We start from the raw sequence: 13070 nt of genomic DNA, 5'->3' as shown, positions 1-13070 counted from the left end.
CTCCTTTAAATCAGTCACAAAGGAAACAATATGACCGAAACCAGACCTAATATCTTACTCATCACCAGCGACCAGCAGCATTGGAACACCTTGGGCTGCCTCAACCCTGAAATCCAGACACCGCACTTAGACACATTGGCACAGCAAGGGACGCTCTTCAATAGAGCCTATTGCCCGAATCCGACTTGCACGCCGACGCGCGCATCTATTATCACGGGGAAGTATCCGAGTCAACACGGTGCCTGGTCCGTCGGCACAAAACTCTCCGAAGATGAACACACCGTCGGTGAAGACTTCATGGACGCAGACTATCGGACTGCCTTGGTCGGAAAAGCGCATTTTCAACCGCTGCATGGGACTGAGGAATTCCCGTCTTTGGAATCCTATCCGATCCTCCAAGATTTAGATTTCTGGCGGAGTTTCGACGAACCGTTCTATGGATTTGAACACGTCGAACTGGCACGCAACCATGCTGATGAAGCGCACGTCGGACAGCATTATGCGATCTGGATGGAAGAAAACGGTTGTACCAATTGGCGTGATTACTTCGCGCCACCGACAGGGAACGCCCGCGGACAATATCGAAAGTGGCCCATCCCAGAGGAATACCACTACGATACATGGATTGCGGAACGCACAAACGCACTCATGGAGACGTACCAACAGAACGGCGAAAACTTCTTCCTTTGGGCGAGTTTCTTCGATCCACATCCGAAATATCTTGTGCCAGAACCGTGGGATACGATGTATGACCCAGCAGAATTAACTGTGCCTTCTGTGACGGAAGGAGAGCATGATAATAATCCGCTGCACTTCCAATTAACACAACAGCAAAAGCCGGATTTCTCTGCTTGGCGCGAAAGTGGGAAAGGCGTACACGGATTCAGATCGCATTTACGCGACCGCGACGAACTCGCCAAAGACATCGCTGTCTATTACGGTATGGTGACGCTGATGGATAAGTATATCGGGAAAATCTTGACGAAACTTGACGAACTCGGACTTGCAGATAACACATTGGTTGTGTTCACGTCCGACCACGGGCATTTTTACGGACAGCACGGACTTATCGCAAAAGGGGCATTCCACTATGAAGATGTCATCCGAGTGCCGTTTATCGCGCGGTATCCGGGTGTTGTACCTGCCGGGAAACAATCAGAGGCATTGCAGACATTGGTGGACTTAGCTCCTTCGTTTCTCAGTGCTACCGGTATTGATATTCCGCGTTCGATGACGGGTGTAGATCAGATGCCGGTCTGGTCAGGTCAAGCAGAACAGGCACGCGACCATATCCTCGTCGAAAACCATCACGAACCGACAACGGTACACGTCAAAACCTACGTTGATGACCGCTATAAACTCACCGTCTATTACAATCAAGACTATGGAGAATTGTTCGATTTGGAAACGGATCCTGGAGAGGTCAATAATCTCTGGAATTCGGCTGAACATGCCGAATTGAAGGCGGATTTGGTTATGAAGTTGCTGTTTGCGGAGATGGGGAAAGAGCCGTTGTGGATGCCGCGGACTGCTGGGGCATAAACGAAGTGCCGCTATATCAACACGACTCGTAAGAATTGCAAAGGAGAAGGCAATGAGATTCAAGAAATTCAGAGGTTTTTTATGCCCCTTCTATGTTGTTCTGTGTGCTATGGTCTTTAATCAACAGAGCTTTGCTGGTACATGGACAGACGCTTTTGAAGATAACAATACGCAAGAATGGGAACTCTTTAATACTCTTGACGAAGAAGAGGCAAAATGGTGGATTGATAGAGGTGAGGCAGTGGCTGAAACATTTGAACCTCACCATGACTTGCCCACCGTATGGTCAACAGGTGAACTTGATTGGAGAGCCTACTCGCTTTCATGTAGAGCCAAGTTAGTTAAAGCCAAGGATAAACCAGCCTCGTTCGGACTGATCCTGCATCAGAGATGGGAGGCATCTTCCTTCTACATATGTGAGATTTTTTACCTGTCGAAGACCATCTATATTACAAAGTATACAGGCAGAGCATCAACACTCGGCGAATTCGATTTTGCAGCGAAACTCAATAGATGGTATGCCCTTACCGCATCTATTGACAGCAGAGGGAAACTTAAATTTCAAATTGATGACGAGGTGTTCACTGTTACTGACAAAAACCCGATAAAAAGCGGAAAAGCTGGGCTCATAGTCTCAGGTGCGCAGGCTCGGTTTGATGACGTTAAAATCACAGGGAGCAATATTCCAGACGGCGGTCCCGGAACCCTTCCCGTAGAACCGAGCGGCAAACTCGCTATTACATGGGGAAAACTCAAGCGTCAATAACAGGTATAGAGGCGCGCTTACCAGAAAAGCGGTAAATCAATACCGACGCTTCCAGTGCCAACTGTCGCTTCCTGAGATGAGCGGACGGATGTCTTCTGGTAGGGTCTCAATGAACTCCGGACTGACTTCGTTGCCGGGCCATTCGCGCACCATCGGCGGTGTATAACCGGAGATAAGAATGACGCGCTCTTTGTCGCTACGGATGGCAGTCGTGCTGTGAATCAACGCCTCGGCAAAAAGCAGGACGGACCCCGCTGAGGCTTCGACTTGGTAGATGAGTTTGTCATCAGACAATGCGGCTTCGATCATCTCGTTATGGTTCCACGTTAAGCGGTGGCTTCCCGGTATAACACACGTCCCGCCATCGTCAGGACCGACATCGGTAAGGTATGCAAGTGTCTTTACAAAGATACAGTGAAACTTGTTCTGTTCTATATAGGTGCCCCACCCGTGTTGCGTCCCGCGATGAAACCCCGTCGGGTTATAGCGGCGTTTATGGAGTTCATCTAATTCTGTCTCTGGGTTACGACTATTAATGATTGCTTCGGTTTCCTCAAGACGGACTGCGCCACCCACCACTTCTTCGACCAGCGGCACAAGTTTTGGATGTGCGGCATATTCCAACAACGCCGGATCATACGCAACAAGGTTACCGAAAAGCACATGGTGTTCTCCGCCCGGACGCGCATAAACACGCTTAGCATCCCGATCTTCGTCGGCTTTTATTTTATAGAGTGCATCCTTCATACGTTGAATTTCATCGCTGTTTAGGACGTTCTCTAATAACACATAACCGTAGATGTCGAAATGGAGTCGTTGTGCTGGCGTTAGGCATACCGTTTCATTGCTCATGATTTTCTCCTTCGTAGAACTCTTCAATAAATTCCTCAATTTTTTGTTTTAGTTCATCGGAAATCGGATATGCATTAATCTCCTCTCGGATATCTTCAGAAGTTCTGCCATCCTCTCTTAACTTGATAAGCACCGCTCGGAATACTTTCTCAAAGCCATATTTCGCGAGTGCCCTTGAAATGAATGCTAAAACCCCCATCGCAGCGATTCCACTAAGCATTCCAAAGGGGCCCAAGGCAGCAAGGGATGATGTTATCGCTGCCGCACCGGTCCAAGATGAAGTTGTTATAAACATAACCAACACAAGGCCGGGGACTCCAAATCCGGCAATTAATCCCACTATCTCGCCTAACGGTAGGTTATCTGGATTTGGTAGTCGTATATCGCTTATAGAAGGAGCCGCTTTCTTCAATTTATCAAAGACATTTTTCAAATTCCACCACCACTCAGCCAAAGGCATATCTGGCACCCGTGTTTTTGCTTCAATTTTCATAGAATCAATAGCATCTTGCAGATCCTGAATAGCCTCTCTCAACTTTTTCAACTCATCTAATCCCGCCTTACGGACAGTACTTGCGGCGTTTTTTAACGCCTGAGTAGCTTCTTTAGGATCCGGTATGCGCTCTCTGTCTATAGAACGGATACCATCTGTTAACTCCCGAACGGTACTTAACAGGTCTCGTGACGATGTAGCGGCAGTGTGAATGCGCTCTTTCATATCTCGCATCAATTTCATAGTTTAAATATCTCCTTCATAGTTTAAATATCTCCACACTTCAAAAAAATAAGTGAGTCCCTACAAATGCTGCCCCATAGGTGTCAATTTAGCGGTTTTTGATAGCGTTTTAGGAACTGTAGATATAAACATGCCGTCCCTACGGGACTAAGATTCTTAGTTGCCAACGCTGCTATAAACATTGCGTCCCAACGGGACTGAAGAAGGTTTTGAAGTCTTCAAGGTTTCCGCGTAAAATCCGGTTCGGTTAGGAAACCGAACCTACTGGGTCTGGTAGTGAAGAGGTTATTCTTTTTTAAAATTGACACTTATGGTGTCTTGATACGTCCCCAGAAGGTGGTGAGTTTTCCGTTTGGGTCAACGGCGAGATCAAGTGCTTCTTCTCCTTCATAGACAAGTAAATCATCAACATAACCGGGGACAACTATTCCCCACGTATAGAAAGCGAACCATTTGGCGGTGGGACCGAGCGCAGCGTTCCGAAATGGGAGATCTTTTTCCGGTTTGGCACCTAATGCATCGTCTCTGCTGTCACCAGAAGAGAAGTTAAATTCACTTTTGCTGACATCGGCAACAATGTAGACGTATTTCCATGTATCGGTTTCAAAATCTCCAATGAGTTGCCACGCACCACCGTCGTAAAGTCGGACAACACCCGCATCCCAGTTGATGTAGGTGCAGCCATTGTTTTCGCCGAAACCATCAGCAGTGGCGACTTTGAGATTGAAAGACCTACCACCACCCTCAATATACACCCAGAATTCGACCGAAATAATAGGATTTTCGGTTTCTATGGGGACACCGAGTCCGTCTCCGTCTCCACCGCCCAAGATTGCGAGTGCTTTTTTATCGGTTTTGACGGTGTCGTCAGAAACTTCAAAGTCACCGCCAATTACTTCCCAATCTTTGGGTGGATTACCGGTGGGGAATTCCTCAAACCCGGTTTGTGCGAACACCTTCTGTGCGTTTGAACCTCCCACGAAAACAAAGGTTAAAGCAACAACAAGTGCTAAGAGAACATATTGGTAAAAAGCGATCTGTTTATTTTCAATCATCTTCTATTTTTCCTCTTAGTTTTTTATGGCATCCAGATATTCCACTCGCCTTTCTTCTCCCACTTGCGGCATGCAAGGCATAAACACAGATACCGAATCGCGAAACGTGGAGAGGGACCGACATTCATTGTGCCAGAATGCGGTAGGAGGTGGTGAAAAAATAGGACATCGCCCTGTTTAGCGACGACTTCCATCGGTTCGCCTAAATCCATTTGCGGGAAGAGTGCTCGGACATCGCTAACATGATTGGAGAATTCTGGATTTTTCTTACGGAATTTACGAATGCGCTGTGGTCCTTCGGGCCATATCACAGTCGTTCCGCCATGCGAATTTGCATCGGTGAGGTAGGTTAAACTGGTCGCTCGAAAAGTGCCGGGATCCAAGCGGAAATCTCGGAAATCGCCATCTAAGTGCGGCGACGGGCTTTTCCACTCGGCTGAAACGGGGAATTGGTTGAGTGCCCAGATACCATCAGGACGTTGATCTTTACAGTGTGGGATTTCTGGGTATCCGGATGCGAGTTGGTTAAGGACAGTGAGATAATCAGACGTACAACACGCTAAGACATCTGGATTCGTAACACCGAAAAGCTCAATGCGGTTCCCATTCGACAGCTGCTCCATGTAAAATCCAGCAAGCCCCGGACGTTTGAAATGTCCCCACGAGTCTGGGTTATCCGCATCCATACCCATCATTTGCCACATCGCTGCCTCGGCTTTTGTGACAGTCTCCTGTGGAATCAACCCGGAAAGGAGCAGATAGCCTTCTTCTTCAAATTGTGCTAATTGCTGTTCTGAAAGCATTTTTTTAACTATGCAGGACTTACGCAATTTTGACGATATGACGCTCCGTCAGCGGGTAAGCTCTCAAAAAACAGAGACGTTCTCAGTGCACAGGCTAACGGTTTCCTATGCTACAAAAGAGCAACATGCTTAAGTCCTACTATGGTATCTCCGCTCGATTTTTGTCCTGCTTCGCAGCGAGAACCAAAATCGGTTATCGATTAATTTCGGGCCCATTTTTGTCTACAAAGCCGCCGCTGTTAAAAGTGCCTCAATTAAAAGTAATAGGGCGCGCTGGCTATGTTTCACAAGGAACATATCTCAGTCATCAATTGTGAATTTGGCGACATCCGCCGTGGGTTCTGGATACCGCATACCGAGTTTCCTCAGTGTATCAACGATGCACTCCGTAATGACGAGATTCCGATACCACTTCTTATCTGCGGGTACTATATGCCAAGGTGCCCAATCAGTACTACATTCTTGGAGAACCGTCTCGTAGGCCTGCATGTAATCGTCCCAATAGGCACGTTCTCGAATATCGGCTTCCGTGATTTTCCAATGCTTCGTCGGATCGCTAATCCGGGATTCAAGACGGGCTTTCTGTTCTTCCTTTGAGATGTGAAGGAAAAATTTTAGAACAACGGTTCCATTTTCAACCAACATTTTCTCAAAATCGTTAATCTGCTGGTAGCGTTGCCCCCAAACGGGTGCTGGTACCAAGTTATGCACGCGGACGACAAGGACATCTTCATAGTGTGAACGGTTAAAGATACCTATTTTCCCTTTTGGTGGTGCGGCTCTGTGTGCACGCCATAAAAAGTCCCGGGAAAGCTCATCCACAGAAGGGACTTTGAAACTAACGACATCACATCCCTGCACGTTTATACCTGCCATAACCTTCCGGATCGTGCCATCCTTGCCACATGTATCCATGCCCTGCAATATAATGAGAAGCGCACGCTGATTTTCGGCGTAAAGCAGTTCTTGAAGTTTCAGGAGCTGCTTATGTAGTTTTTTCAGTCTGCGCTTCGTCTGACCTTTTTTCGTGTAACTTCCAGTATACCCGGGTACGTAATCGTTCAGACTGACGTGTTCACCGGGTTTGACGATATTTTTAGTCTCAAGTTCCATATTTTTAGTAGTTAGCAGTCCTCAGTACGGGTTTTCTACGAAAACCCTTTCAGTTGTCAGAGTTAATAGTTATCAGCCGTCAGTTATCAATTACAAAAGGGTTTTGTTAAACACACACCTCTTAACCCACAACTGATAACCGAAAGGATTTTTCGGAAGAAAAATCCGTACTGACAACTATTATTGTGATAAAGACTCGTAGTAGTTATCAACGAGCCTTCGATACTCAGGTGGGACATCCTCTTTGGCAACCTGTGTGAGCTGTTTCTTCTCCTGAAGCGTGTTGAGTCGTTCTTCAAGTGCAGCTTCTAATTTCGTCAGGTCCCGAATAACGAATTCATAGTTAGGGAATGGGGTTGAGCGATTTCCAGGTCGGTAGTCCATGGTATCAAGAAGGTCGAGCCAGAGTTCGTTAATTTCACGTTCGGATTCCCTACCGCCCGTGCGTGCTTCTTGGTTATCGCCCTCCTGCCCATCCTGTTGTCCGGGTTGTTGTCCTTCCTGACCCTCCTCCCCGGGTTGTTGCCCTTCCTGTCCGTTTTGCATGGCTTGTTGTGCCTGTTGCATCTGTTCCTGAATTTGTTGTTGCTGCTCAGCGAGTTGTTGCTGACGCTGTTGTTGTTCTTCCGTCTGCTCTTGCCCCTCCATCGCTTGAAGTTCGCGTTGGATGTCTTGCGTCTGTTCACGGGCGCGCTGGAGTTGTTGGAGCGCGGCTTCCAGCTGCTCTTCTTCAGTGCTTGCCATATTGGCTTGCGCCTGTTGTAGGTCTGCTTGTACCTGCCTTAGTGTCTCTACGGCTTCTTGCTGATTCAGCTCAGCGGCGCGGAAACTACGCCATTGCAGGGCGCGTTGCGCCGTTGACATATCCCCAGCTGTCTGCTCTTCAGTAAGTCGTCTTGTAGCATCCCTTACATTTTGGGCTGCCTCTGGATTCTCCTCGCTAAGCTGCTCCGGTAGATTTTCGAGTGTATTCTCAAGTGATCCGAGATCCTGCTGAAGTTCTCGCTGCTCGTTAGCAAGCTCAGTTGCCTTTCGGAAATCTTCGGGACGCATTTCTGACTGTTGCGAACGGTTCCTGAGTTCTTGCGTCTCCTGTTGGACTCCGGACTGTTCGTCTATCAATTCCTGGACCTGTTGTGCAGCATTGGCGAGCGCAGCATCGCTGAATTCCGATGCGACCCTCTCCAACTGTTCAATGGCCTCCTCAAGCCTTTCCTCCGCTTTTTGCCCCTTAGCGGCACTGAGCTGCGGCTCTTGTTGTTGCATGCCCTGGGAGGCTTGCTGCATCTGTTCACCCGCCTGTTGCATCGCTTGACCGGCTTGATCCAAGCGTTGTCCTTGGGAACCTTGAGCATCCTGTTGCATGGTGCCGAGTTGCTCTGCCATCTGCTGTGCCTGTTGTGACAACTGCCCCTGTTGCTGACTGTTTTGCTGCATATCGCTCGGAGAGGGTTCGTTTTCACGTCCTAACTGCTGGCTCTGCTGACTTAGCTGCTGTTGTTCCCCCAACATCTGACGCGCTTGATCCAACATCTCTTGCGTCTGTTCTTGCATCTCCTGATCAAGCTCGTTCTGCTGATCCTCAAGTTCGCTTTGCAGCTCTTCCATTTCGAGTTCAAGATTCTCAGCAAGTTGCGGATTACTATTCCGCATCTGCATCAGTATGTTCGGAAGCTCAAGGCTAACTTTTGTGAGCAGCTCAAGTGCCTCTTGTTCCGCAGGAATGGCTTCAACAGGTTGGACAGCGTTCAGGCTATCGGTTGCCTCACGCATTTTTTCTATTGCGTCCTCCAAGTTCATCAGAATCTCAGGGGTGATCGGTGAGTCGCCTTGCATCGCCATGCTAAACTCATCTGCAAGTTCCTGCGTCTTATCCTTCAATTTATCTTGCTTGTCTCCTGTTTTCTTAACGGCACTGCGATATTCCTCCGTACCTGATGACGGTCTGGCGTTAATGTGCTTCGCTGTTTCTCGAATAATCTGCTTCTGGGAGGCGAGTATCTCTAAAAGCGGATTCGGCATCGGTGGTCCCTGTTCTGCTTCCATCTCTTGAAAGTTTTCATTAAAGGGCCGGACTTCAATGAAATAAATATCACTACTGGCTTCACCGGGCCCCGTGCGCGTGTTATTATCAACAGCGTGTGCGTAGTAAGAGATAATATCCCCGGGTTCAACGTCAAACTCCTCAAGGTAGAATGTATAACGCCCCTCTGCGACGCGGCGCTGAACCGGGCCGGTAATCCCTGATCCTATAACAGCATCAGGCGTGGAGGTTTCTAAGGTCAGTTCCTGCAGTTCGTCAGACCCGATGCGATACATAAGTTTTAGTTCTGCGACCCCATAGTCGTCCGTCGCCTCAGCAATGATTTCCACCTCACCCAACTTTGTTGTTTTGATATCGCGTCCAGGTTCTTTGATGACAACTTCAGGCACAGCGTCAGGGATGGCTTTTATGGTGTATTCAATGGGTATCTCGTTATGGAAACCATCAATGCCGAGAAGTTCAACGGTATACGTCCCATCTGCAATAACATCTACAGTTGTTGCGAGGATGTTTCCATCGAAGATCGCCATCTGGGTTGAAGCAGGTTCTTGAGTTTCGTCCAATTTTTCCTGCTTAACATCCGTCTTCAGGGTAAACGTTGCGGTTTGGATAGCTTTATTGGTCGTGAGTTTTATTTTTGCCTGTGTCCCGACGACCGCTTGAATATCACCTGTCCCTGTTTGCACGACGGGTTTAAGACCTGTGTAGTCAGGATAAGTGTAAGCGACAGAGATTTCTGTTACCTTTGGCATCTCAAAGACTTCAACAGTATAGCGTTCTGAAGTGGCCTCGTTTGCGACGACGTAGTATTCGATATCCGCGTCAATGTTAAAAATTTCATAAGCAAACCCGCGTTTATCGTCTGGGTTTTGCAACATATTAATCTGTTGCTGGGTTGTCTGAGTTTCGGAAGGAGGGGCTTCCTGCCTCTCAATATCTCCGTAGGTCAAGACAGCCTTCTCAGCAGATTTTCCGGTGACAGTGACGTGAATGGGTAGGCTTTTGCCGCGAAGGATACGTACATTTCCCGGTTCAACAGTTAACTTCGTCGTCAAAACCGGTTCAGTCTTCTCCCAAGGGACCAACACGCGGAGGAGACTCGTATGGAGTTCCGTCGGAAATAGGAGTGCAAGAACACAGCAGCCAACAACAACCAAAGCGGCAATGCCAGCATGCTTACGGGTACGGCTATGATCGACTGTCGCTTTGAAATCAATACTTTCTACCCGCTGCGTGGTATCTTCAAGCAGGCGTTGGAGCATGTGCGCTTCAATTGGGTCTGTTGACTCGCGATTGCCGAATTCAATCGCACTCACCAATCTATCTTCAAGGTCAGGGTGATTCTGCTCAACGTTGAGCGCGATATCACGGAGCGTGAGGGTTGCTCGAAGGGGTTGAACGAGATACTTATAAAGCAAGTAACCCGTCACGCCGACACCGGCTGTTAGCAAAGCGATTCGCACAAAACTCGGAAGGGGCATCAGCCAATCAATGATCGCTTCACCCACAAATACAGCAATTATACCTGTCAGGACAATAGAAAATCCTGCCCAAAAAATACTACGTTTCCAGGCGCGTCGCGCATCCAAAATTCTTGTCTGTAATTCTGCGTAACCTTCTCGCGTATTCATATTTTCCTCCACCTACATTACCCACGATCCATAAGATTCTACCGGCTCTTTTCAATCTGCGTGTCCCTTAAGAAGCAGATGAAACCTGAAATATAACATCAACGCCAACTCTTAATAGCCAAATAATTACTGCTGTGAGACACGCCTTCGTTTTACTGACTTCCGCGAGCGTAGCAACCGCTACGGTTAGAACAAAGATATTCCATATACCCAAGACATCTACAAAACTCAAAAACATCAGAAAATAGAGGTTTTCGACAAATGGCACCAACATGTGGATGCCGGGAATAATTCTTATATCAACAACCGTCTCAATATCCTCAAGGTGCCTAAAGACTGGGAGAAATGCGATATTGATAAAAAACACCAATGGATTAATCAAGATCGTATGCCACCAAGCCGCGAAAATGTGTTTAAATTTGAGTGCCTCATTTACCTTGAAAACTCGCAATACCACGGTGAGTAGAATACTGAATACAACAGCACAGAGAACTCCAAGAACAATCCCACTCACCGCCACAAACACCATAGATGCTGCTTTGGTAGATCCAAACAACTCAATACGAGCTAAACTACCGGCATATTGTGGGTTAAGGAACTTCTGCGTAAACGGAAAAACTATCCATGCCAACAACACAACAAGGACGCAAAAAACAAAGAAGGCAATACCGCACTTTGGTTTGGCTTTCAGCCTCGTAAACGTGGCACTCGGTCTCACGATGAGATCAATGAGGTTTTGCCAACTCTCTCTCATAACAACGGTTCTCAAGACACCAAAGCGTTTCGGTATTCGCACGCGAGTCAGGCAAAACGACAGACAATATAGCAAATTTCATAGAAAATAATGAAAACATTCTGACCCTCACCGCGGACGCGTCATCCTTTAGGACAAAATAGTTAGAATAGGGTTCGGCTGAAAACAGTATCGGCGTGACTTATCTGATAGAGACCTTCTTTACGGTTCACTCTTCTCAACCTCTAACTGCGCCTTCTGCCAACCGTAATCAACGCTTCCTTTATAGAATTTGTCTGGATGCTCAACCGCCCAAATTTGCTTATGGATAATCCAGTTTTGTGGGTCTAACGCGAGTGCCTTTCGCCATTCTGTCATTGCTTCGTCCTTTTTACCATTTTCCAGTAAGATGAGTCCGAGTTGAAAACGAGCAGCCGCTTCGGCGTTCGTCTTTGCAGTTGACCCGTTTGATGGTTTCATCTCACGAAGTAGCATCGCATTGTAGTCGGGGTCTGACAACCACTTTTCAAGCATTGCAAGCGTTTTCTGATTCTTGACATTGACATTGAAAGGTGCTTTAACGAGGCGACCCGACTCGTCAATCATGACACCATAAGGAATCGCTTTGAGGTTATAGCGAGTGCCGAAAATATTTTGTGAATCAACGAGTGTAACAAAATCGGCATCCGCGGCATCATGCCAAGGACGTACCACAGATGCGCCTTGTGCATCAAGTGCGATTGAGACCAAGTTCAACTTTTCTTTATGTTTAGCGTAAAATTCCTGCCAGCCCGGCAGTTGTCCACGGCAGCCTCACCACGAACCCCAAACATAGAGAAACGTCTTTTTGCCTCGGAAATCCCGCAAATGTCTTGGGGTATCAGTTAAATCGGGGAGCGTGAATTCGGGAGCGAGGTGCGCCGGATGGATCACTTCCAATCGGTTCTTTGATGCTTCATAAATTTCATAGCCAAAGACTTCGGCTATGTGAGTCGGGTGTACATAAGTTACACCGTCAATATCCAAAGCACCGTCTTTGTCATCTTGGAATCGAAGCGGTACACACAGTTCTAATTCTACACCGCCGCACAAAACCACCATCTCCGATCCTTCTGGATATTCTATCTTCAACCCGAGTTGCTCAGCAAAGGGTTTTAAAGGCACTAACCATGTGCCATTTTTGAAAATAGGTGGTGCGGTAAATGTAACGCGCCGCGCATCTATTGAAACCTGAAAATTCTCTTTCTTCATACCATCCCCTTCAGCGAACCCCATTTGTACACCCATTACGAAAAATAATACCAGCAACGTTGAGAGTCCGACTATAGAGCGAAGTTTGCGAGTAACAATCATTTTCCCTTTCTCTCCCTATGTTGCGCATCGTAAATTAGGAATTCAATTACCTTTTCAGCAGTTTTCGGCGTAAGCCCTGAACCTGGCTTGCGCATCATTTTATATACATATTTTCGCCACTCTTCCGGCGTGAAGGTAGAGTTAATGGGGCGCGCAACTGTATGGCACCGGCTGCATTTATTGGTAAAAAGTTCGTAAGTCTCCTGCATCTTCACAGGATAAGCAGTAACATCAATAAAATTAGGACCCTTATCCGCTGGATAGGTTTTTGGGACTGTGCGCGGCGCGCGCAAGGCATAGATCATTCCAATTCCTACGAGGATGATTACACCTATGACAGTTCCCCAGACAATTGTCTTTTGCATGTTCACATCAAGTTTGCGCGATTGACCCTTTTTAGAGAGTCGTAGTTTCAGTCACACCTACAACCCGTTTTAGAGAC

General features: G+C 47.4%; 12 protein-coding genes. 2 read left to right on the top strand and 10 right to left on the bottom strand.

Annotated elements, in window-relative coordinates:
* Positions 1–30 precede the first annotated feature (30 nt).
* Positions 31–1542: a sulfatase-like hydrolase/transferase gene (locus tag OXH00_16035; protein ID MCY3742525.1), complete on the top strand. Its 1512-nt coding sequence runs from the start codon at positions 31–33 to the stop codon at positions 1540–1542.
* A 52-nt stretch (positions 1543–1594) separates the two neighbouring features.
* The gene (locus tag OXH00_16030) at positions 1595–2308 is read left to right on the top strand and encodes a hypothetical protein (protein ID MCY3742524.1); all 714 of its coding nucleotides are present in this window, start codon (positions 1595–1597) and stop codon (positions 2306–2308) included.
* A gap of 36 nt (positions 2309–2344) precedes the next feature.
* On the opposite strand, the gene OXH00_16025 is transcribed toward OXH00_16030, so the two are convergent.
* The 10 genes from OXH00_16025 to OXH00_15980 form a co-directional block, all read right to left on the bottom strand.
* Positions 2345–3160: a phytanoyl-CoA dioxygenase family protein gene (locus OXH00_16025; GenBank protein MCY3742523.1), complete on the bottom strand. Its 816-nt coding sequence runs from the start codon at positions 3158–3160 to the stop codon at positions 2345–2347.
* On the bottom strand, positions 3150–3896 hold the full coding sequence (locus OXH00_16020) for a hypothetical protein (GenBank protein ID MCY3742522.1): 747 nt from the start codon (positions 3894–3896) through the stop codon (positions 3150–3152). The genes OXH00_16025 and OXH00_16020 overlap by 11 nt, the downstream gene beginning before the upstream one ends.
* A gap of 308 nt (positions 3897–4204) precedes the next feature.
* Complete coding sequence (locus tag OXH00_16015; protein MCY3742521.1) at positions 4205–4951, bottom strand: hypothetical protein; 747 nt, start codon at positions 4949–4951, stop codon at positions 4205–4207.
* A gap of 23 nt (positions 4952–4974) precedes the next feature.
* Positions 4975–5754 (bottom strand): phytanoyl-CoA dioxygenase family protein, encoded by a 780-nt coding sequence (locus OXH00_16010; protein MCY3742520.1) that lies wholly within the window; start codon positions 5752–5754, stop codon positions 4975–4977.
* Positions 5755–6054: 300 nt separating this feature from the next.
* Positions 6055–6867 carry a polyphosphate kinase 2 family protein gene (locus tag OXH00_16005; protein ID MCY3742519.1) on the bottom strand — a complete coding sequence of 271 codons (813 nt, stop codon included), beginning with the start codon at positions 6865–6867 and terminating at the stop codon, positions 6055–6057.
* A gap of 180 nt (positions 6868–7047) precedes the next feature.
* Positions 7048–10542, bottom strand: coding sequence for a hypothetical protein (locus OXH00_16000; GenBank protein ID MCY3742518.1), 3495 nt, complete (start codon positions 10540–10542; stop codon positions 7048–7050).
* 67 nt (positions 10543–10609) lie between these two features.
* Positions 10610–11296: a YIP1 family protein gene (locus tag OXH00_15995; GenBank protein MCY3742517.1), complete on the bottom strand. Its 687-nt coding sequence runs from the start codon at positions 11294–11296 to the stop codon at positions 10610–10612.
* A gap of 201 nt (positions 11297–11497) precedes the next feature.
* Positions 11498–12031: a tetratricopeptide repeat protein gene (locus OXH00_15990; GenBank protein ID MCY3742516.1), complete on the bottom strand. Its 534-nt coding sequence runs from the start codon at positions 12029–12031 to the stop codon at positions 11498–11500.
* A gap of 57 nt (positions 12032–12088) precedes the next feature.
* Positions 12089–12628 carry a stalk domain-containing protein gene (locus OXH00_15985; protein MCY3742515.1) on the bottom strand — a complete coding sequence of 180 codons (540 nt, stop codon included), beginning with the start codon at positions 12626–12628 and terminating at the stop codon, positions 12089–12091.
* Complete coding sequence (locus OXH00_15980) at positions 12625–12993, bottom strand: hypothetical protein (protein MCY3742514.1); 369 nt, start codon at positions 12991–12993, stop codon at positions 12625–12627. The genes OXH00_15985 and OXH00_15980 overlap by 4 nt, the downstream gene beginning before the upstream one ends.
* Positions 12994–13070 lie beyond the last annotated feature (77 nt).

This window comes from Candidatus Poribacteria bacterium, from assembly GCA_026706025.1.
Lineage (GTDB): Bacteria > Poribacteria > WGA-4E > WGA-4E > WGA-3G > WGA-3G.
The sequence above is the reverse complement of the archived record's forward strand: the minus strand, read 5'-3'. Positions and strand labels throughout refer to the sequence as shown.

Excerpts from the sequence above, each read along its gene's own strand:
- OXH00_15995 (MCY3742517.1), bottom strand. The coding sequence starts at position 11,296 with ATGAGAGAGAGTTGGCAAAACCTCATTGATCTCATCGTGAGACCGAGT.
- OXH00_15980 (MCY3742514.1), bottom strand. The coding sequence starts at position 12,993 with ATGCAAAAGACAATTGTCTGGGGAACTGTCATAGGTGTAATCATCCTC.
- OXH00_16030 (MCY3742524.1), top strand. The coding sequence starts at position 1,595 with ATGAGATTCAAGAAATTCAGAGGTTTTTTATGCCCCTTCTATGTTGTT.
- OXH00_16035 (MCY3742525.1), top strand. The coding sequence starts at position 31 with ATGACCGAAACCAGACCTAATATCTTACTCATCACCAGCGACCAGCAG.
- OXH00_16025 (MCY3742523.1), bottom strand. The coding sequence starts at position 3,160 with ATGAGCAATGAAACGGTATGCCTAACGCCAGCACAACGACTCCATTTC.
- OXH00_16010 (MCY3742520.1), bottom strand. The coding sequence starts at position 5,754 with ATGCTTTCAGAACAGCAATTAGCACAATTTGAAGAAGAAGGCTATCTG.
- OXH00_16005 (MCY3742519.1), bottom strand. The coding sequence starts at position 6,867 with ATGGAACTTGAGACTAAAAATATCGTCAAACCCGGTGAACACGTCAGT.
- OXH00_16000 (MCY3742518.1), bottom strand. The coding sequence starts at position 10,542 with ATGAATACGCGAGAAGGTTACGCAGAATTACAGACAAGAATTTTGGAT.
- OXH00_16020 (MCY3742522.1), bottom strand. The coding sequence starts at position 3,896 with ATGAAATTGATGCGAGATATGAAAGAGCGCATTCACACTGCCGCTACA.
- OXH00_16015 (MCY3742521.1), bottom strand. The coding sequence starts at position 4,951 with ATGATTGAAAATAAACAGATCGCTTTTTACCAATATGTTCTCTTAGCA.
- OXH00_15985 (MCY3742515.1), bottom strand. The coding sequence starts at position 12,628 with ATGATTGTTACTCGCAAACTTCGCTCTATAGTCGGACTCTCAACGTTG.